The 19,632-nt window shown below is 58.0% G+C and carries 21 protein-coding genes; 8 read left to right on the top strand and 13 right to left on the bottom strand.

What is annotated here, in order from left to right:
• Positions 1 to 194: 194 nt before the first annotated feature.
• From RTS12_RS02830 to RTS12_RS02800, 7 genes are all read right to left on the bottom strand, one after another.
• Positions 195 to 404: a hypothetical protein gene (locus RTS12_RS02830; RefSeq protein WP_312525272.1), complete on the bottom strand. Its 210-nt coding sequence runs from the start codon at positions 402 to 404 to the stop codon at positions 195 to 197.
• A gap of 194 nt (positions 405 to 598) precedes the next feature.
• Positions 599 to 1,042 (bottom strand): SRPBCC family protein, encoded by a 444-nt coding sequence (locus RTS12_RS02825; RefSeq protein ID WP_312525270.1) that lies wholly within the window; start codon positions 1,040 to 1,042, stop codon positions 599 to 601.
• Positions 1,043 to 1,101: 59 nt separating this feature from the next.
• A complete protein-coding gene (locus tag RTS12_RS02820; RefSeq protein ID WP_312525268.1) occupies positions 1,102 to 1,248 on the bottom strand; it encodes a hypothetical protein in 147 nt (48 codons plus the stop codon).
• A 52-nt stretch (positions 1,249 to 1,300) separates the two neighbouring features.
• Positions 1,301 to 2,473 (bottom strand): pyridoxal phosphate-dependent aminotransferase, encoded by a 1,173-nt coding sequence (locus RTS12_RS02815; protein ID WP_312525266.1) that lies wholly within the window; start codon positions 2,471 to 2,473, stop codon positions 1,301 to 1,303.
• A 27-nt stretch (positions 2,474 to 2,500) separates the two neighbouring features.
• Complete coding sequence (locus RTS12_RS02810) at positions 2,501 to 3,271, bottom strand: amino acid ABC transporter ATP-binding protein (protein ID WP_312525264.1); 771 nt, start codon at positions 3,269 to 3,271, stop codon at positions 2,501 to 2,503.
• Between the two features lie 28 nt (positions 3,272 to 3,299).
• A complete protein-coding gene (locus RTS12_RS02805; protein ID WP_312525261.1) occupies positions 3,300 to 3,968 on the bottom strand; it encodes an amino acid ABC transporter permease in 669 nt (222 codons plus the stop codon).
• Between the two features lie 69 nt (positions 3,969 to 4,037).
• Positions 4,038 to 4,823, bottom strand: a complete 786-nt coding sequence (locus RTS12_RS02800; protein ID WP_312525259.1) for an ABC transporter substrate-binding protein — start codon at positions 4,821 to 4,823, stop codon at positions 4,038 to 4,040.
• Between the two features lie 254 nt (positions 4,824 to 5,077).
• Between RTS12_RS02800 and RTS12_RS02795 the strand changes: the two genes are divergently transcribed.
• A complete protein-coding gene (locus RTS12_RS02795; protein WP_312525257.1) occupies positions 5,078 to 5,980 on the top strand; it encodes a helix-turn-helix transcriptional regulator in 903 nt (300 codons plus the stop codon).
• 322 nt (positions 5,981 to 6,302) lie between these two features.
• Positions 6,303 to 6,872, top strand: a complete 570-nt coding sequence (locus tag RTS12_RS02790; RefSeq protein ID WP_312525256.1) for a peroxidase-related enzyme — start codon at positions 6,303 to 6,305, stop codon at positions 6,870 to 6,872.
• Between the two features lie 145 nt (positions 6,873 to 7,017).
• On the opposite strand, the gene RTS12_RS02785 is transcribed toward RTS12_RS02790, so the two are convergent.
• Positions 7,018 to 8,520, bottom strand: a complete 1,503-nt coding sequence (locus tag RTS12_RS02785) for a Hint domain-containing protein (RefSeq protein WP_312525255.1) — start codon at positions 8,518 to 8,520, stop codon at positions 7,018 to 7,020.
• Between the two features lie 702 nt (positions 8,521 to 9,222).
• On the opposite strand from RTS12_RS02785, the gene RTS12_RS02780 reads away from it, so the two are divergent.
• Both RTS12_RS02780 and RTS12_RS02775 read left to right on the top strand, forming a co-directional pair.
• On the top strand, positions 9,223 to 10,212 hold the full coding sequence (locus RTS12_RS02780; RefSeq protein ID WP_312525254.1) for a glycosyltransferase: 990 nt from the start codon (positions 9,223 to 9,225) through the stop codon (positions 10,210 to 10,212).
• Positions 10,213 to 10,221: 9 nt separating this feature from the next.
• Positions 10,222 to 12,339, top strand: a complete 2,118-nt coding sequence (locus tag RTS12_RS02775) for an NAD-dependent epimerase/dehydratase family protein (protein WP_312525274.1) — start codon at positions 10,222 to 10,224, stop codon at positions 12,337 to 12,339.
• 16 nt (positions 12,340 to 12,355) lie between these two features.
• Here RTS12_RS02775 and RTS12_RS02770 read toward each other — a convergent pair whose 3' ends face one another.
• Positions 12,356 to 12,592 (bottom strand): hypothetical protein, encoded by a 237-nt coding sequence (locus RTS12_RS02770; RefSeq protein WP_312525252.1) that lies wholly within the window; start codon positions 12,590 to 12,592, stop codon positions 12,356 to 12,358.
• Between the two features lie 18 nt (positions 12,593 to 12,610).
• Here RTS12_RS02770 and RTS12_RS02765 point away from each other — a divergent pair, with 18 nt between their 5' ends.
• The 3 genes from RTS12_RS02765 to RTS12_RS02755 are packed head-to-tail and all read left to right on the top strand — an operon-like array spanning position 12,611 to position 14,273.
• Complete coding sequence (locus RTS12_RS02765) at positions 12,611 to 13,171, top strand: hypothetical protein (protein WP_312525250.1); 561 nt, start codon at positions 12,611 to 12,613, stop codon at positions 13,169 to 13,171.
• Between the two features lie 8 nt (positions 13,172 to 13,179).
• On the top strand, positions 13,180 to 13,716 hold the full coding sequence (locus tag RTS12_RS02760; protein ID WP_312525248.1) for a hypothetical protein: 537 nt from the start codon (positions 13,180 to 13,182) through the stop codon (positions 13,714 to 13,716).
• A complete protein-coding gene (locus tag RTS12_RS02755; RefSeq protein WP_312525246.1) occupies positions 13,713 to 14,273 on the top strand; it encodes a hypothetical protein in 561 nt (186 codons plus the stop codon). Before RTS12_RS02760 ends, RTS12_RS02755 begins: the two co-directional genes overlap by 4 nt.
• Here the strand turns inward: RTS12_RS02755 and RTS12_RS02750 are convergent.
• The 4 genes from RTS12_RS02750 to RTS12_RS02735 form a co-directional block, all read right to left on the bottom strand.
• Positions 14,242 to 15,585, bottom strand: a complete 1,344-nt coding sequence (locus RTS12_RS02750; RefSeq protein ID WP_312525244.1) for a hypothetical protein — start codon at positions 15,583 to 15,585, stop codon at positions 14,242 to 14,244. The genes RTS12_RS02755 and RTS12_RS02750 overlap by 32 nt on opposite strands.
• Before the next feature lie 378 nt (positions 15,586 to 15,963).
• Complete coding sequence (locus tag RTS12_RS02745; RefSeq protein WP_312525242.1) at positions 15,964 to 17,298, bottom strand: ATP-binding protein; 1,335 nt, start codon at positions 17,296 to 17,298, stop codon at positions 15,964 to 15,966.
• The gene (locus RTS12_RS02740; protein WP_312525240.1) at positions 17,295 to 17,966 is read right to left on the bottom strand and encodes a response regulator transcription factor; all 672 of its coding nucleotides are present in this window, start codon (positions 17,964 to 17,966) and stop codon (positions 17,295 to 17,297) included. The genes RTS12_RS02745 and RTS12_RS02740 overlap by 4 nt, the downstream gene beginning before the upstream one ends.
• A 53-nt stretch (positions 17,967 to 18,019) precedes the next feature.
• Positions 18,020 to 18,589, bottom strand: coding sequence for a PepSY domain-containing protein (locus RTS12_RS02735; protein WP_312525238.1), 570 nt, complete (start codon positions 18,587 to 18,589; stop codon positions 18,020 to 18,022).
• A 242-nt stretch (positions 18,590 to 18,831) separates the two neighbouring features.
• On the opposite strand from RTS12_RS02735, the gene RTS12_RS02730 reads away from it, so the two are divergent.
• On the top strand, positions 18,832 to 19,632 hold an 801-nt coding region (locus RTS12_RS02730), incomplete at its 3' end, for a hypothetical protein (protein WP_312525236.1).

Here is a 19,632-nt window from a genome sequence, read left to right as displayed (position 1 = left end):
CTTGAGGACGGGGATTATTTCGTCAACGGCAAACTTTATAATGCCGATGGCAAAGAGGTTCCGGTTCTTCCGGCCCCGGCCCAGCACTAAATCCGCAAAAACAATCAATGACGGGCGCTGCAATATCATTTGCAGCGCCCGTTTTTATTGGGATACAGGCAACGCCCTATGCCACGGATGGGCTCAGCATTGGTTCACCAACCGCAAAAGCGCAACGTCAGCGATTTTGCATCAGCGCCGACCAAGACCTCGTGAATATGGCCATCATTGCGCTGCAACCGGACGCGGCTGCCGCGATGTTCGGGAACAATTCCCGTCAGGCTCCAGGGTGGGTTATGGAAAACAGCCGTCTGCCGGCTGTCGAGATCGGTAAGCGCAACAGATTTCTGTGTGTTTTGAGCCATGGTCATCTCCGATGTCGCAGAATGAAGCGCTATGTCGCGGGCTTGGCCTGATGAAAACAGGCCGCGACGAACCCTTTTGCAAGCGAGCAAGGGTTAATCATGGCAAGCCTAGTCTGTTAACGGGGCAAAGGAAAAGCCCGATTGTCGCGCCTGCGGGACGTGGCCGAAAATGCGCCAATCAAGCGGCGAATGGCCTAGTCGGGGATCTCGGGTTCAACCAGTCGCGCCAGTTTGACCAATGAATCCTGCCATCCCAGATAGCAGCTTTCGGGCGGGATCAGATCGGGAATACCTGCTTGCTCGATGCGCAGTTCGGTGCCGACCGCGACTGCTGAAAGTGTGACCGTCACGCGAATTTCGCCGGGCAGGTTCGGATCATCAAAGCGGTCCGTATAGACCAGCCGTTCCCCCGGAACCATTTCGATAAAAGTGCCGCCGAACGCATGGGTTTGCGAGGTCGTAAAATTGCGAAACGACATGCGAAAGCTGCCGCCGACCTTGGCGTCAAACTCTTGAACGCTGCAGAGAAAGCCAAACGGGGGCAGCCAACTGGCAAGGGCATCAGGCTCGGTGAAGGCGCGATAGATCTTGTCAGGCGAGGTGGTCAGAACGCGGTGCAGATGGATGGTGCTGGGCATGGAAACCTCCGACAGGGGCAGTTCCTGATGACACAATGGCTGCGCCATCGGCCATCAGGCTACACCGCAAGCCAGCCCGGCCAAAGCCCCAACTGTTCAGGATTGCGCGATCCGAGCTGCGCAATGCCCATAGGCAGGCAGCAACGGATCACGCTAAGCGACCCTGCCGCCCCGAAATGGCTGGGCCGCGCAGGCAGCCGAGCCATCGCTATCACATCCGGGAAAAGATAAAGGCCGGGAGTGCCCCGGCCTTTATGCTTACTTGCGCAAGAAGTCCTGAAGTCGTGTCAGACCATCGGCAATTTTCTCTTCCGAGGTTGCATGGCACCAGCGCAGCCAGCCCTCGCCCTCGGCGCCAAAAGCGCGCCCAGGTGCCAGGCCAAGGCCGGTTTCACGCACCAACCGTTGCGCAAGCCCCAGGGAATCATCATGCCCTTCAACCTTGAGGAAAGCATACATCGCGCCCCCCGCATCCGGCACGCTGACCCGGTTCATGCTGCGCAGGCCATCGACCAGAACCTGACGTGTACGCGCCAATTGCGCCCGCATGCGCGCAACCTCGGGCTCTCCCTCGCGGATTGCGGCGGTTGCCGCACGCTGGCTGGGCTCGAAAATGCAGGAGAAGTTATATTCAACAAGCTTGGTCGCATCTTGCGCCAGCACTTCGGGGATCACCATCCAGCCAATCCGCCAACCCGTCATCGACCACGCCTTCGAGAAGCTGTTCACTGACAGAATACGATCACCGGGCTGCTCGTGGCGCAAAAACGACGGCGCCGAAGGACGCGCCGGGTCATAGACCAGCCGCTCATAGACCTCATCGGCCAGCACCCAGATCCCGTGTTTGCGGCAATGGGCCAGAATAGCTGCGATGCTTTCGTCATCGATCATCCAGCCGGTGGGATTGTTGGGCGAATTGACGATCAGCATGCGTGTATCGGGCGTCAAAGCCGCGATCAGCTTATCCACGTCCAGCGTCCAGCGCCCTTCGACGACCGAAAGCGACACGCGATCGACTTTGGCGCCAAGGATCAGGGGAACCTCGCTGATATTGGGCCAAAGCGGCGTGACCGCGACGACGCGATCGCCGGGCGACAGAACAAGCTGGTTGGCAATCTGAAGCCCGCTCATACCCGAGCCGGTGGCAACGATGCGCTCGGCCGGGATATCGCGTCCGTGAAGGTTGCTGAGATAGGCCGAGATCGCCGCGCGCAGATAGGGGCGGCCAAGGTTTTGCGAATAAAACGTCTCGCCTGCCATCAGGGCATCGGCAGCGGCGGCGCGGATGAACTGAGGCGTGGGCTGGTCGGATTCCCCGAACCAAAAGGGCAGCACATCTGCTTTGCCCATCGCCGCATTGGCGACCTCGCGGATCAGCGAACTGGAAAGCGCGCGGACCGCGGGCCGGGCCTGAATGTCGGTATCAATCATCTTACGTGACTTTCTGAATTGGCTGTCTTAGGCGGCATTGCCGTGCATGATGGCGCTAAGGAAGGCTTTTGCCCGGTCGGTACGGGGCGTATCGAACAGTGCGTCGGGGGTGTTTTCTTCGATGATCTGTCCCGCCTCCATAAAGACGACACGGTCAGCGACGCGACGCGCAAAACCCATTTCATGGGTGACGACCAGCATGGTCACGCCGGTTGCCGCCAGGTTTTGCATGACGTCCAGAACCTCGCCGACCATTTCAGGATCCAGCGCCGAGGTTGGCTCGTCAAACAACAAAACAAGCGGCTCCATCGCCAGGGCGCGGGCAATCGCGACACGCTGTTGCTGGCCACCCGAAAGCTGATCGGGGAATTTGTCCATATGCGCAGACAGACCCACGCGTTCCAAAAGCTGACGCGCGCGTGCCTCGGCCTCGGCTTTTGCCATGCCGCGCACACGGACAGGCGCAATGGCCACGTTCTTGAGCACGTTCATATGGGGAAAAAGGTTGAACTGCTGGAACACCATTCCAACTTCGGCGCGCACAAGCGCCAAGTTCTTGCCTTCTTTCACTTCGACCCCGTCAACGACGATCTGGCCCGACGAAATGGTCTCTAGGTGGTTGATGCAGCGGATCAGCGTGGATTTGCCGGACCCCGACGGGCCGATAATGGCAATCACCTCGCCGCGTCGCACATCAAGGTTCACATCGCGCAGGGCATGGAATTGACCATAGTGCTTTTCCACGCCGCGCATCGTGATGATCGGGTCGTGGCCCGAATTGGCGGATTTCTGGCTCATGATGGTTCTCTTATCTCACGGGCAGGCATCAGCGCTTGCGCTTCTGGCGGGCTTCAAGGACGCTGACCAGACGCACCAATGGCAGCAAAAGCGCCAGATAAAGCAGCGCCGCGCCAACCAGGGGCGAGGGGTTGGCATAAAATGCCTGGGTCTGGGTGGCCTGCTTAAGCAAGTCGGGCATCGCCACGACCGAAGCCAGCGCCGTATCCTTGATCAGGCCGATCGAGACGCCGGTGGTTGGCGGCACGACAAGGCGCATGGCCTGTGGCAGCACAATGTCCGACATCATACGCGGCCAGCTGAACCCAAGGGTTTGCGCCGCCTCGAACTGGCCTTTTGGCACGGATTCGATCCCCGCACGAAAGGTTTCGGCCATATAGGCCGATGCCACCAGCGACAGCGCAGCGGTCGCGGCCCAAAAGGACGACAGCCTGATGCCCACGAACGGCAGCGCGTAATAGACGAGGATCAACAGGACCAAAAGCGGCAGCGCGCGAAAGATGTCGATATAGGCCACCGCCAGCAAGCGCAAAGGCTTGGGCGCATATAGCCGCAACAAAACCAGCATCAGCCCAAGCGTCAGCGAAATCACCAGACTGGTCGCACCCAAAAGGATGGTCAGCCAGAAGCCTTGCAGCAAAAGTGGCGCGGCCTGTCGCAGCACCTCGATATTGAAGAATGTCGTAATCAGGTCCATGCAGCCCTCGGAAGATGGGTCCGGCCCAACGCAGGTCAGGCCGGACTTTGTCGGTTAAGGCGGAACGGATCAGAGCGCCGGGATGGGCAGAACCTTGACGGTGCTCGAGTCTTCGGCTGCGGGCATGCCGAACCATTTCTCGTGCAGCTTGGCCATTTCGCCGCTTTCTTTCAGCTCGGTGATGACGTTGTTGACATCCTCAAGCAAGGGGCTGTCTTTGGTCAGCATCAGGCCGAACTGTTCATTCGTCGGGATGGTCGCGACGATTTTGAACTGCGGTTTGTCTTTGATGTAATAGGCGTCGATCGGGCAGTCATGCACGAAGCCATCGATGCGGCCGGTCGCGATATCCATCATCGGATCCTGGTTGCCATCATAGCGACCGATCGATGCAAATTTCAGCGTGGCTTCATTCTCGCTGGCCCAGATTTCGCCGGTGGTGCCGGTGATGACAGCCAAGGTCTTGCCGCTCATGCCCTCGATATTCTCGATGCCGCTTTTGGTGGCGACGGTCAGGCATTGATCGGCGTCAAACAGCGGTTGCGTAAAGGACACCGATTCCAAACGCGCAGGCGTGATGGTGATCGAGCCGATGGCGACGTTCGAACGGGTCGACTGCACGGCCGCAAACAGGCTTTGGAACGGCATTTCCTGAAACTCGACCGGCTTGCCCAGCTTTTCGCCGACAAGACGCATGATATCGACTTCAAAGCCCATCAGGGTGCCGCTGCCGTCCTGAAATTCGAATGGAACGTTGGCGATATTGGTCGCGACGTTGATGGTGTCGGCGGCTTGCGCAGCAAAGCTCGCGCCCGCAATGATCAGCGCCGAAGTGAACAGGGTTTTCGCGTGCATGTCTTCCTCCCGGAAAAATCAGAGATCAAAGCTCTTAGCAGATTCGTTTCGGGGCAAATATCCTCTCTGGGGGGGACAGATCGCGGGTTTCTTGCTGAAAATCCGGCCAAGGCATCGCGCAAATGTCAAATTCCCGCCAGAATTTGCAACTCTGCGTCACCTGCTTCTGCTTGCAGTTGCTATTGACGCCGCCGGGACAATTTGATGTGTCAGCCTATGTCTGATCAGCAGGATCAACGTCAAGGTGATCGGGAATGCCATCCACAAATGAGAAACCGCTATCCGGGTTAAGCACGCCCGCCGCCGTCCGCCCCCGTGCGGAACGTCTGTCGGACGAAGCTTTGTCACGCCTGATCCTTGCCGCCGATCAACAGGATTTCGACCTGCATCTGACCGAGGCACTGCAACAGCTGATCTCGTTCGATCTGGCAATGATTTCGACTTATCAAGATGATATGCTGCTTGAAATCAGCTCGAAATCCCAGCCAGCAAGCCTTGCCAATGAGGTTTTGGCCTCCTATTCGACCTTTACCTATCGCCATAGCCCGTTTTTCCAGATGCACCGCCAAAAGATCCCCAGCGGGTTCTATCTTATGGAGGATATGGCCCGCCATCCGGCATTGCGTCGCCCCTCGACCAAGGCCGAGATGCTGGAGATCGACCGACGCGAAGAGGTGGGATATCTGACAGCCGGATGGCCCAAACGCCTGAAAGAGATGGATCTTGCGCTGAGGATCTCTGAGCGTGACACCGTGCAGATTGCCCTTTATCGCACCGGAAATCGCGGCTTTGCCCCCGACGACCTTGCCGCGGTTCAGCCGATCAAGACTTCGCTGATGGCGATCTGCCAACGCCACTGGCAACAGCGCAATGCACGCCTGCAAGCAGCACAAAACCCAGCGCAGGCCGCATTAGAGCGCCTCGGCGGGGATCGTCTTTCCAGCCGCGAGGCAGATGTCGTCCTGAAGCTGGTCGCAGGCCTTACGGAAAAAGACATCGCCGAAATCCTTCAGGTTGGCGTCGAAACCATCAAGACCCACCGCAAGCGCGCCTATCACAAACTCGGTGTCACATCGCGGGTGGATTTGCTTGTCAGGCTGCTGGGGCAGGGCAACGAACCATCCCCAGATCAGTCTAGTCTCAGCCGCGTGATGTAGCCCGGTTTAAAGCCGCCATCCGCCCCCCGTGAACAAGATCAACTTGGCTCAATGCCCTTCTTTGGTGATGAGCCTGACCTTGATCGGGCTTTTGTCAGGGGCTTATTGCCACTATTTTGGTTCTATCTCTGCCCTGCGACGGGGGCTTTGTGTCCAGCACCCATCCATGCCCATCGATCAACGCTGTGGAATGGCCAAGCTGATAGACCAATGGCCTAACCCGATCCGTCTTGCAGGCGCGCCTGGCTTCAAGGCCCATCAACAGGGCTGATCCATTGATCTTTCCCGGCAGGTTAGCTGCCCCCAAGCAAGGATTTCTCTTATGTCCGAACCTGCCATCAGCAGATTTCCCGTGCCGAAGCTTGAAGACATGCCGCAGGATATTCGGGACAGGATTCTGGCAGTTCAGGAAAAGTCCGGCTTTATCCCGAATGTCTTTCTGACCCTTGCCCACCGCCCCGCCGAATTTCGCGCGTTCTTCGCCTATCATGACGCACTGATGGATAAGCCCGGCAATCTGACCAAGGCCGAGCGTGAAATGATTGTCGTCGCAACATCCGCCGCCAACCAATGCCAATATTGCGTTATCGCGCATGGGGCCATCTTACGTATCCGCGCAAAAGACCCGCTGATTGCCGATCAGGTGTCGGTGAACTATCACAAGGCGGATCTTACATCGCGCCAAATGGCGATGCTGGATTTCGCAATGAAAGTATCTGCAAAGGCGCAAGAGGTTGGCCCCGCAGATTTCGAAACCCTGAAAGCACATGGTTTTGACGAGGACGACATCTGGGATATTGGCGCCATTGCCGCATTCTTTGCGATGTCGAACCGGATCGCGAATGTAACCTCGATGCGGCCAAATCCCGAATTTTACGCTTTGGCCCGCTAAAGGCACGAGTAGCGCCTATGTCTTGTCCACGCCCGCCGGCGCATGCAGGGCGAATTGGCAAAAAAATACGCAGGCGGATAGGGGCCGCCTGCGCAATCAGTCAAAGCGTGCCCTTGCGCGCGAAAGCGCGGCCAAGGGCCTTTGATTATGGGTTCATCAGGGGCAGATCGTTTTGTGCATGACGCTGCACAAACTTCTGCGCCTGGCTCTCCGAGGCGAAAATGCGCGCGGGCTGCGGGACATTGCCTTCATCGGCCAGCTCGGGGAAAATCGTGCAAACCTCGGCAAGCGCTTGAGCCCCGATCGTTTTCAAGGCCTCGGCCCCGAAATACAGCGACTCGGATGCTGCACCATTGGCCGATACGATTTCGTGCTGATCAAACGAGAAGTGAACATAAGTCACCTCTTGAATGTCATCGGCCACATCGACCCCCTCGACCTTGAGAAGTTGTTTGGCCGCAATCAGCACCTCATCAGTGCCGAACATGCGCTGCGCGATGCGCGAGCTGACCAGCATGCGGTGCTGGGGCGATACGACCAGATCGGTTGTCGGCGTACCTGCACCAAGCGCACCTTTTTTGATGCGGATGGGGCGGATCTGCGGATTGGCTGCCAAAGTCTCTGCGGAAATATGGCGTTTCCCAATCCAGCGGATCGGCTGCAGGTGGTTGTCGCGAGTATAGACCAGATCGCCTACATTCAGCTCACCTGCACGCAGCGAACCCTGTAGCGCCTCGATCAAAACATCCGACGAGAAACAAACAACGTTGGTGTTGTCATAGGTCAGATTCGCGCCGTCGGTGGGGTTGCCATTGCTGTCGATGCGCAATGTGAAACCATCCACCATGTTCAGACGACCATCATCGGCCTGATCGGCGCGCAGCCATTCAATCGGCGTTCTGTAATTGGTGCCATGCTGCGCGTTATAAGCCGCGAGCGCAGTGGGGTTATAATAGGCCGACAGATCGACAAAATCGTTGTTGCTTTGATCGCCATCGTCAAAGTTCTGATTGGCGCCCATGTTGAAATCGATGATGTGATCACCATTGGTCACGCTGAACGTGTCGTTGCCCTCGCCGCCCGACATTTCATCCGCGCCGTCGCCGCCATCCAGGAAGTCATTGCCACCTGCGCCGAACATGACATCATCGCCGTCACCGCCAAAAAGACGATCGTCGCCTTCGCCTGCTGTGATGCGGTCATTGCCCGCGCCGCCCGACAGCAGGTTGCTATCACTCGCAGAACCTGCCGCAATGATGGTGTCGTTTCCGTTGCCGCCCTCGATGGTGTTGGAACCTTCGCCACCATCGATATCATCGTCGCCGTCATCACCAAAAAGCTGGTCATTGCCCTGGTGACCCCAGATCCTGTCACGACCTTCACCGCCGTAGATGGTGTCGTTCCCGTCACCGCCATCCAGCGCATCGTTGCCTTCATCACCTGTAATCAGGTCATCGCCTGCTTCGCCCCAGGCGCTGTCGTCGCCAAGGCCACCACGCAAGGTGTCATTGCCCGTGCCGCCGTTGATCTGGTCATTGCCGGCCCCAGCTTCGACGCTGTCGTTACCACCGTTCATAAAAATCGAATCGTTTTCGCCGATCCTATCGATGAAAACATCGTCTTGGTCGGTTCCGTTATACTGAGCCATGATCGGTCCTGTTAAACTAGCTAAAGGGCAGCAGCAGATAGGCTCAAAAAGTTTGAGCCGATTCAGCCGGATTTACTTGGGGATAGGCGCTTTACATCGGCAGCAGCTTTAGTGAGCCATCGATGTATTCACTGTCTGAACATCAGATCTAAGAGGTGGAGAAAGGCGATTTGGATCAAGTATAATGCATTTGCACATCTGAATATACGCTATAGGACTGCGCACCGGGTCGCTTCGCTATCTAATGCACATATCGATCATAACTAGCAATACATATTAGGCATATATCTTAAGTTTATTTGAAAATACGCATGTTTTCTTCTGTTTTATGGCCGCGCTAAAGCTGGCACCTCGGAATTCCTCTGCTTTCAGGGCCGAGGAATGTTCTCGTCCCAAAAAACAAAGGGGGGATTAAATCCGACTCGGGCGCAGGTTTTGGTGTCAAGGGCAGTCCCCGACCTTGAGGGCCTCGGGCTTTTACGCGCCCCTGTCATCGCACGGCATGGCCAGCATGTTCGCGCCGAACCGCATCGCCTTTCCAACCTATGGGCGTGAAAACGGCCCCGGCACCAACTTAGAGGACATGGCCGGCCCGCCACGCAGCTAAGCGGCTGAGAAAAAAGTATCTTAATCGGCAGGATGATTAACTGTTGGGGAAAAAGATATGGCTCTTGTACGCAGGGACTATTAGATGTCTTCGACATGATGAACGAACAGAACAGATCCTCTCTTGGGGCCGTGGCGATCGGCCGGAATGAGGGCGACCGGCTAAAGGCCTGTCTGCGCTCGTTGGTGACGGTCTGTGACCGCGTCGTCTATGTCGACAGCGGCTCGAATGATGACAGCGTGGCATTTGCGCGCGAACTTGGGGTGCTCGTGGTCGAGCTTGACCGCTCGGTTCCCTTTACCGCAGCGCGGGCCCGCAATGCGGGCTTTGAGCGCCTTGTTGCGGGCGGCGATCCGCCCGAATTCGTGCAGTTTGTCGATGGCGATTGCCGGGTCGAGGCGGGCTGGCTAGAGGCGGGACTTGCGGCGCTTCGCGCGGATGCGGGCCTTGGCCTGGTGACCGGGTGGCGCTCGGAGATTTACCCCGATGCCTCGGTTTACAATGCGCTTTTCCAACTGGATTGGCGCCGCCCCGCCGGGCCCATCGTGGCATGCGGCGGCGATATGATGGTGCGCACCCGCGCCTTTCAGGAAATAGGCGGCTTCAATCCGCGCGTCATCGCCGCCGAGGATGATGAGTTCTGTTTGCGCCTCGGCGCAGCCGGCTGGAGACTAGTGCGTCTGCCGCTGAACATGACCTGGCATGATGCCGCCATGACGCGATTTGGACCCTGGTGGCGGCGCACGATCCGCGACGGGCATGGCTTTGCCCAAGTCGGCTTTATGCACCCCAACCATTTCCGGCGAGAGCGGATGCGGGTCTGGGTCTATGGTCTGGTGCTGCCCCTGATCTTACTGGCGGGGTTGGCATTTGAGCCTAGACTGGCGGTCGTAATCTTGGCGATTTACGCATTGTCGTGGTATCGAACGGCACGCGGGCTGCGTCAGCGCGGCGTTGATGGTAGAATGGCCATGCGTCAGGCGGTTTTGCTGACAATTTCAAAGATACCCAACTTTTTCGGCATGATGATTTTTCATGTTCGCCGCCTTATCGGGGACGATATGAAAATCATCGAATACAAATAGGAGATCGCCCTGTCAGATTTACGCATCGGTATTTTGGGTGCCGGATATATCGCAGCCTGGCATGCCGATGCCATTCGGGCGACAGATGGTCTGGTTCTGACCGCGGTTTGTGACCGCTCGGCTTCTGCTGCTCAGGGCATGGCGGCGGGCTATGGCATTGCGGCCTATACGGACCTTGACGATATGATTGCCGCAGGGGTCTGCGACGCAGTCCATATCCTGACACCACCGCCTTTGCATGATCCCTTGGCACGGCGCTGCCTAGAGGCGGGTCTGCATGTGCTGGTCGAAAAGCCTGCGGCGCTTTCGGTGGCCGAGCTGGACCAGATGTCCGCCGCCGCCGATCAAGCTGGTCGGGTTTTGGGCGTCTGCCACAACTTTTTGGCGCTGCCGGGCTATCAACGGCTTAAGCAGGCCCGTGACGAAGGGCTTTTGGGCGTTGTTTCCAGCGTTCAGATCAACTGGTCACTGCCTTTGCCGCCATTGCGCTCGGGGCCTTATGGCATCTGGCTTTTGGCACAGGTGCGCAACCTGCTGCTGGAGCTAGGACCGCATCCTTTCGCCTTTGCCGTCGATCTATGTGATACGCTTGAGATCGAGCATGTCAGCCTGGGCCAATGGATCACCATGCCAGGCGGCGAACAGCGCCCGCAAAGCTGGCGCATTCTGGCCCGCGCCGGGCAGGTAGATGTGACAATTGCCCTGTCGCTGGTCGAAACGGTTGATGATCGTTCGGTCACGTTGCGGGGTTCTTCGGGGATCGCGCGGCTGGACTATGCGGCCGATACATTTGTCCTGACCCGTGACAATACCGCTGAACTGGTCCTTAACCCGCTGCGCAAGGAATTGGGGCAAGCCGGGGCGCATCTGCGGGAAGCCGTGGTCAACGCCTGGCGTCAGGGCCGCTCCTTCAACCAAAAAAGCCCCTATGGGCTAAGCTTTCGCAACACGATCGCCGCCTTTTATGACGGCATACGCCGAGGCAGCCCGGACCGGCGTTTTTCGCCCGCGCAGGCGCGCAAAGTCATGTCCGCCATTGAAAGCAGCGTGAACATGCTGCCTGCGGCCCCCGCCGTAGTCGCCTCTGTGGATCCAGCCAGCCGTCAAAACGCGACATCCCCATCCCAGCCTTTGGCCCCTCGGATCATGGTGATTGGGGGAACCGGCTTCATCGGACGCAATCTGACGCGGCGCTTGGTCGACCTTGGCCACGAGGTCCGCGTGCTGTCGCGCGGGCAAAGCGGTCCGTTCGAGGATATTTCCGACCGGGTCGAGCTGGTCGGCGCATCCTTGCAAGACGAAGAAGCATTGTCGCGTGCCATGACAGGTATCGACTATGTCTTTAATCTGGCGCGCTCTCATGACCGCACTTGGGAAGAGGCGCTGAACAACGATGTTGCGACGGCGCTGCGGATATCGCGGGCCGCGCGTCGCGCAGGCGTCAAGCGCATGATCTATACCGGCACGATTGCCTCGTATGACATGTCTGACCCGCAAGGTGTCATCACCGAAGCGACGCCTTTTGGCGAAATGGAGCAGCGCAATCTTTACGCCCGCTCGAAGGCTGAATGTGAGCGGCAATTGCTTGAGGCTCAGTCTCGCGACGGGGTCGAGGTGGTGATCGCACGGCCGGGCATCGTCTTGGGTGATGGCGGACCTTTGCAGCATTGGGGCATCGGGCGCTGGCATGGACCCGGCGCTGTCAGGCTGTGGGGAAGCGGCAAGAACATTCTGCCTTTCGTGCTGGTTGACGACGTCTCGGATGGAATGATCGCCATGATGGAAAATCCGACCATCGCCGGCGAGGATTTCAACCTGATTGGCCCGCCGATGTTGTCGGGGCGCGATTACTTTGACGAAATCCATCGACGTTTGGGCGCCAAGCTGAATGTGACCGCGTCCAATCTAAGCCTGCTTTGGGCCGCAGATCAGGTCAAACAATCCCTGAAGCGGCATGTTTTGCGCCGCAAGGATGCCACGGGCATCATTCGCGCGGACTGGAAGTCGCGTGGTCATCTGGCCCGGTTCGATAATGCCAAGCCCTGTCGGGTGTTGAACTGGCAGCCCGAAAGCGATCGCGGTGCATTCTTGAGCCGCGCCATCGATCAGGCCCATCTGTTTTGGTGATTGGTTAAGGCAGGGGTTAAAATTTCCCCTGCCTTAACCAAACCGCGACCCATGCCGCCATAGCCAGCCGTTCCTTGGCACGATTGCTGGATTTACCAGCGATGGAGTTGCTTGCCGTGCCGCCAAGCGCACGCTCCAACGTGGCATCGCTCGCGCCGCTGATGAAGCTGGCAGCAGTTCGATTTCCGGGCGTAAGCGCGGCTTTGCCAGAGCTGAAATCCGTCGCTCTATTGCGCTTGATCTTATCAGACATAATCCTTCAGATGCGGCTATGTCTGATGACCATAAAACGCCTTTTCTTCGTCAAATATGGCTGCGTCTGCTGGCGACGGCTGGGGTTGCGGCGGCCATTTTGCTGAGCTGGTGGTGGAAGGTCGACGAGGCGCGCACACCCGAGGTGATAACCGTGGCCTCACTCGGCCAAGCGATCGATCTTGGCCGCACAATCATCACGCCACAGGCATTTCACCTGCGAGGTTCCGACCCGGCAACATTGGTCATGTCCGCCAGAATCGAGAATGTGACTGGCGAATCTCAGACCACGCTCTTTGGTTCTCCAGCGCATCCACCCAAGGTGATGATCGACGGCGTCGCGCTGCCCGAGCCCGATCTTGTTCTGATACGTGACCAACAACCACTGCGACAACTGCACCCTCGGATGCCTGAGCAGATCGAGATGATCTGGCCCGCGCCCCCCGACTGGCAGCCGAAAGAGGTTCAAATCCTTTTTGACAAGCAGATCTTCAAATTGCGCGACAATCTTTATGGGCAGGCAAGCTGGTTGGGCTTTCTACCTGCCGCACAGATGCACATAAGGCCTCAGATCGAATGATGCGGCCGATGAACATTGTCACTCTTGCTGTCGGAGCGGCGCTGTTGGCGGCAATGATGCTGACTACCCCCGAATATAACGATGCGATCAAACCCTTCGTCACCAAGGTTGATGCGGGTCAGATCGGCAAGACGCGCCTGATTTCTGGGCGCTTTGATGCATGGCGCACGGCAGATCAGATCAGCTTTCTTGAGGGGGCAAACGACATCACGCGCAATACCGAGGGGGTTTTCCTGATCGTCGATCTGCAGCTTTCAGGCACGACGCGATCGACCCCGGTTGATGCCACTTGGCAAGGCAGCAGCAATCGTCGCTATCAGGCCAGCAAGCGCGTGTTGAATCTGCCCCAACAAATCGACCTGCTTTGGCTTCAGCCCGGCGTCGCCAGCAAGACCTTTGCCGTATTCGAACTGCCCCCCGACGAGATCGAAGGCGGGCGTTTATTGCTGACCCTTGGCTATAACCCACCCCTGGATGGCACCTTGTCACTGGCGCCCCCAAAAACCGCACCTTCGCATGAAACCACAGCCCGGCTTGGCCCATGAACAGTTTTGCAAAAGCACTTGCTGCCCTGACCGCGACGGTTCTTTGCTTTGGCCTCACGGTTCTTTTGGTGGCTTGGCCAAAATACACCGAGCTACGCCAATCCAAGAACTGGGACATTGTCGCGACTGACCAGCCACAGGCCGAGTTGGATGGCGTAAGCGTGGATGTCGATCAGGCCCGTGCCTTCATTTTACCATCTCGTGATGATCGTGCATCGGTCTACTTGCGCTTGGGACTGAAAGGCGCAGCGATGAAAGATTGGACGTTTTGCGATCTTGCCCTGACAGATTCCAAGGGACGACAGTGGTTCCCGCTGACCAATGACCTTGGCCGCGCCATTCAGCGCGCCTTAAGCGACGATCCAAGATCCGAGGATGATTGCTCCAGATCGCTGAATGCAGAACCCGAAGCCGGGACTTTCTCCTATTCCGGGCAAACCTTCCTGCTGCCGGTCGAGGCGCTGGACGATCTAAGGGTGCAGCTATCGGGCCTCAGCACCCGCCCCAAGGCTATTTCGTTGCCCTTCAAGCCGGTTCTGCGTCAAATCCCTCAGTAGCGCGGGATGCATTGGCGTGATCTTGGGCTTTGCCGGCCAGCTCTAGCCCGGCGGCCAAGATGCAAAACTGTAACGGGCTGACCAGCAACCCTGTTGTGGACCCTCCGGGCGCACCAAAAAGCACGTTCAACGGCACGGCCAGCACTTGCCAGCTTAACGTATCCTGCGGCCCGATCAGATGCGCCATGCCAATCCATCCCCAATGGCCCAGCCAATCAACCAAGCGCCAGGCCACCAGCACCGAGATTGTCAAAGCGACCCCAGCAGAGGCCGCCAAGAGCACGCCATTCGTCACCGCATGCCAGCGCTTGATAAGGCCGATCCAGAAATGACCAATGAAATCAGTCACAGGCTTGGGCAGCGCTTGCCATTTGCGGATGGCCCCGCCTGCCAGCCTGTCAGTATCGCTGCGGATAGCCATGATATTGTGGCCATAGACAATCGCGCCCAAATTGAACCAGATCAGCGGCAAAAGCGCATACCAAAACAGCGAAACAAGAAACGGCCAGGGCTGAGGGGCAACCGGCCAGTCAACGGGGATCGCCTCTGCAGTGGTTATCGCAGATGCGGCAGCAGATGACACCAGCTCCAACACTTGTGACGGGCTGGGCAGGCTTGCAAGCCACTCGGCAAAGCGGCTCTTCCACCCAGAAAGCACATAAAGACCCAGCAAGGCCCAAGTGGCCTCGCAGGCCACGACCAGCATCGACCAATATTCGCCATTATTGCGCGTGCTGCGGGCCTTGGCGATCCTGCGCACCACCCAGATCAACGCGACGGCAAGAACCACCCAGAATGTCGAGCCGATCTCTAACGCCGAGGCCATTGGCTGGGGGTTGTCGAAGTCGATCCGCTCGATCTGCTTGACGTAAAACACCTGAGAATAACTGCGCAGCGTATCACCCAAAAGGCCCCACCCCGCGTAATAGCCGTAAAACGGGATCAGGACTGACATCAAGGCCAGCACGAACGGCGGGGTGCCTTGATCGGCCACAGTCCCCTGAGCCGTCAGATCGGGCTGGGACAGCTCTTGTTGTCGAGCCCGCATCCGCCGCAGCCGCATTCGAGGCAGCCCGTTGCGCAAGATCACAAAAAATGTCACGAAAATAATCAGTTGCAGCAAAATGACAGGCGCGATTGCGACCAGCCCCAACAGCCTGTTCACCAGACCAATTTCTGCGGCAAGGCGTAATAGCAGCTGGGTTAACAAGGTTCCGGCGGCCATTATCGCAGTCAGGATCAGCCCATATCGAAGAAAAAGGCGACCCGTCAGGCGCAAATGCTCGCCGACAATCCCGATTCCGCTTGGCATGATGTGTCGTACCCAACTTGCTTTGCCAGCAGAATAAAGACCAAATCGCGGCACAGTCCATCGGCGGCAGTCACAATTGTTGAATATGTCTGTGAAAGAGCATCACGACAGCGACATTACGCCGATTGCCGCCAGTGACGGCTGCCTGTGCGGCTTGCCAGTGACGCACCCGATGGGTGGCCAAAGCATTACCGATGCAGCCATCAGCGCGTAGGGTAGGGCGCCTATCACGCCACGTCATACCCCTGGCAAAGCTGCCGGCTGCTACCGAGAAAGTCAGTTACGCGGCTGTGGCAGCGCCAAGCTTGACCCTGCGCGTATCGCGCGCGGTCTTTTTGGGCTGCTTATGCGGTTGCAGTTGATGCAACCTCACCGAACTTAGGGCTTGGCCGTGTCGGGAAATTGGATGATCGCCCGCAATCCGGGATGGTTATCCGTCAGAATCAGTTTCGCGCCATGCTTTTGCACAATGGCTGCCACCAGACTTAGTCCCAGCCCGCTGCCCGGGGTATTGCGGCTGCGATCAAGGCGATACAGCCTTCGCAAGACCGCCTCTCGCTCGGCTTGTGGAATGCCGGGGCCTTGATCGCTGACCGATAGGGACAGACCATCAACTGCAATGGTGATCGGGCCGGATGGGCTGTGCCGCAGGGCATTTTCCAGCAGATTGACGATCGCTTGTCCCAGCAACGTCCGATCCCCCTGAACGATCGCGGCGCCGCTTAAGCGTAAGTCGATCTGCCGTCCGCTTTCCTGCGCAGACGGTTCATAAAGCTCGGCAATATCGCCCGCCAGCTGGCCCAGATCGACGGGAACAAAACTTTGACCACCGCGACCGCCTTCGATCTGGGCAATGCGCAACAATGCATCAAAAGTCGTCGAAATATTCTGAATTTCGGCAGTTGCCCGGTCAAGCGTGTCGCGCGGCAGGCTTTCGTTCACCTCTGACGCGGCACGGTCCAAGATCAGGGCCAGTCGCTGGATCGGCGTGCGCAAATCATGGGCAATATCGGTCGAGACTTGCTTAAGCGCGGCAACCGATGCCTCTTGCGCTGCGGCCAGACGATCAATCCCCGCGCCAACGCGGCTAAGATCATCAGGACTTCCGGGCATTGGCGGCAGGCGGGCCGTCAGATCGCCCGAGGTCAGCCGCGCAAGTGTATCTTCGATCCCGTTCAAGCGCCGCGCCGAGCGTAAAGCAATCACCATCCCGCCCGCCAAAAGCAAAATCGCGGTCGGCATCAGTGTAAAGAGCAACACCTTGATAAAGACTTCGCGCAAGTCATCGAAGGCTTCGGTATCCTGCCCGACCGTCAGCCGTGCCTCACCCACCTGTTTGCTTAACAGGACATAGCTGCCGTTTATGTCATGTTCTTTGTCGTGCAAATCCAGCTGTCGCAGCTTCTTGCCCGGTAGATCGCCCAGATAGTTGCCGACTGGGCCGCCGGGGCCATCATAGCGCAGGATCTGATGCTCGGCGTCGACCTTCTTGGCACCTTCGGCCACTGCGCGCGCAATCGTCAGGGGATTTTCCGATGCCGACAGTTCTTCGATTTCTTGTTTGAGTACGTTTTTTGTCGCGCTCAGCAAAGCTTCATTGGCAAGCCACCATGTCAGCAGAAACGAGGCCGTGCTCAGCACCAGAAACAATGCGACCAGACGCAGCGTCAAGCGCATTGGCGTGGCACGAAATGCATCGCGCCATGGGCTCATGCTTCGATCCTATAGCCTGCGCCGCGAACTGTTCGGATCAGCTCGACCTCGAATGGCTTGTCGATCTTGGCCCTGAGCCGTGAAATATGGCTTTCGACCACATTGGTTTGCGGGTCGAAGTTCAGATCCCAGACCGCCTCTAGCAACATAGTGCGGGTCTGGACCCGGCCCTTGCGGCGCAACAGACATTCCAGCAGGGAAAACTCGCGCGGCAGTAATTCGATTTCGATATCATTGCGAGTGACACGGCGACGGATCAGATCCATTTGTAGATCACCCGCGCTAAGTACAGTTTCCTCATCTCGCATTTTCGGACGGCGGCCAAGGGCTTGAATGCGCGCGGATAGCTCGCCAAAGGCGAAGGGCTTGACCAGATAATCATCGGCCCCTGCATTCAACCCCTCGATCCGGTCATCAATCCCACCCATCGCGGTCAGAAAGATTGCAGGCGTCAGGTTCTTGGCGCCTCGAAGTGTGCGGATCACCGAAAGCCCATCCAGATCAGGTAGCATCCGATCAACCACCAGAACGTCAAAATCTGCCGTTTGCGCAGTCACCAACCCGTCACGACCATTGCCGCAGATCTGGGGCACATGCCCCTCTTCGCGCAGGCCGCGGGCAATATAGTCGGCAGTTGTCTGGTCGTCCTCGATAATCAGAATGCGCATCTGGCTTTCCCCGCACCGGGGGGCGGGCGTTGCCGCCCCCGTTTGCGTTTGCTTTATCCTTTAGTGGGCTCATCAGAATCGCTATGACCCTGGGTCGCGGGGACCAGCTTAGACGCGCTGCTGTCGAAAGTATAATCCACCCGAGTCCCATCTGCCTTAACGATCTCGATCTCGGTTTGGGTCACACCATCCTCGATCTCATGATCGACCGACATGACCTTGCCGCCACTTTCGGCCTCGGCTTTGGTCACGATATCCAGCAAAGAGACGGTCATTTTTGCGGGATCGACGGCCTCATCCCCCTTGGCGGCAAGAGTGCCTTTGTCCTTGGTCTCGATCACCTGGCCAGAGCTGGCGTCAATCTTGACCTTGGCGATCTTGTCGCCGGCGACGGTTTTGACCTCATAGGCCGCGGCGCCCTTATGGTCATCAAACTCGGCCTGTATGGCTTTGCCACTGGTTGCGCTTTCGGCGGCGCGAATTGCATCCGAGATGCCCTTGGGCGCTTTCAGGAACAGCTGAATTTCGGCCGCATCATCCGATCCAGCCCAAACCGGGCCGACGGAAGCAGCGCTTGCCGCAGCGATTGCTACCAATGAAAGCATGGAAAGGGTACGTGTCATCTTGGTTCTCCTTATCGGCGGCGGTTGTGCCGCTGATCGATATCTAGGCGCCGCACCTGACCGAAAAATTCGGCGCCGATTACGATTTCGTAATCTTTCGCGCCGCACTGGACCCTCTCGGCAATTGGGGCCGGGATAGGGCCTGGGTGAAGATTACGAAAATGTAACCTCGCTTGGATTTTCCAGTCATCTGCCGCCTCTACGCTGTCCTCAGACTTGTCCATTTTTCAGGAGGGACAGAGATGGCCTACCCACTTTTCTCGGATGTGCCGACAACGGGACTGCCCGCAGATGTCGATCGCTACAATAAGGTGCCCGAGGTCACGGCCAGCTTTTGGGCAATCAAGGTCATGGCCACAACTGTCGGCGAGACTGGGGCCGATTATCTGATCTTCAAGATGGGGCTTGGGCTGCCCATGACCTCGATCCTGATGACGGTCGTTCTGGCGGTCATCTTGTTCTGGCAGATGAGGTCGGATCGATACACGCCCTGGATCTACTGGCTGGCAGTCACGATGATTTCGATCGTCGGAACCCTGATTACCGACAGCCTGACAGACACCTATGGCGTGCCTTTGCAGCTATCCTCGATCGTCTTCATCCTGGCGCTGATTGCCACTTTTGCGATCTGGTATTCGCGCGAGCATACCCTGTCGATCCATTCGATCGACACTCTCCCGCGTGAGGGGTTTTACTGGCTGGCGGTCTTAATCACCTTTGCACTTGGCACGGCCACGGGTGATCTGCTGGCCGAGCAGCTTGGCCTTGGATATTTTGCCTCGGCGTTGCTCTTTGGCGCGGCAATCCTGGTGGTCGTGGGCCTGTGGCGCGCCCGGTTCATCGGACCGGTTACCGCGTTCTGGCTTGCTTACATTTTGACGCGCCCGCTGGGGGCATCGCTTGGCGACCTCTTGTCACAGCCGGTGGCCAATGGCGGGCTGGGACTAGGGACCACGAATACCAGCCTTGTGTTTCTGGCGGTGATTTTGGTCCTTGTCGTCTACCTCACGCTTGCGGCCACCGGCAAAAGCAAACGCGCTGAG

The organism is Paracoccus sp. (in: a-proteobacteria) (assembly GCF_032007265.1).
GTDB lineage: Bacteria > Pseudomonadota > Alphaproteobacteria > Rhodobacterales > Rhodobacteraceae > Paracoccus.
This window is presented reverse-complemented; position numbering and strand designations above follow the sequence as displayed.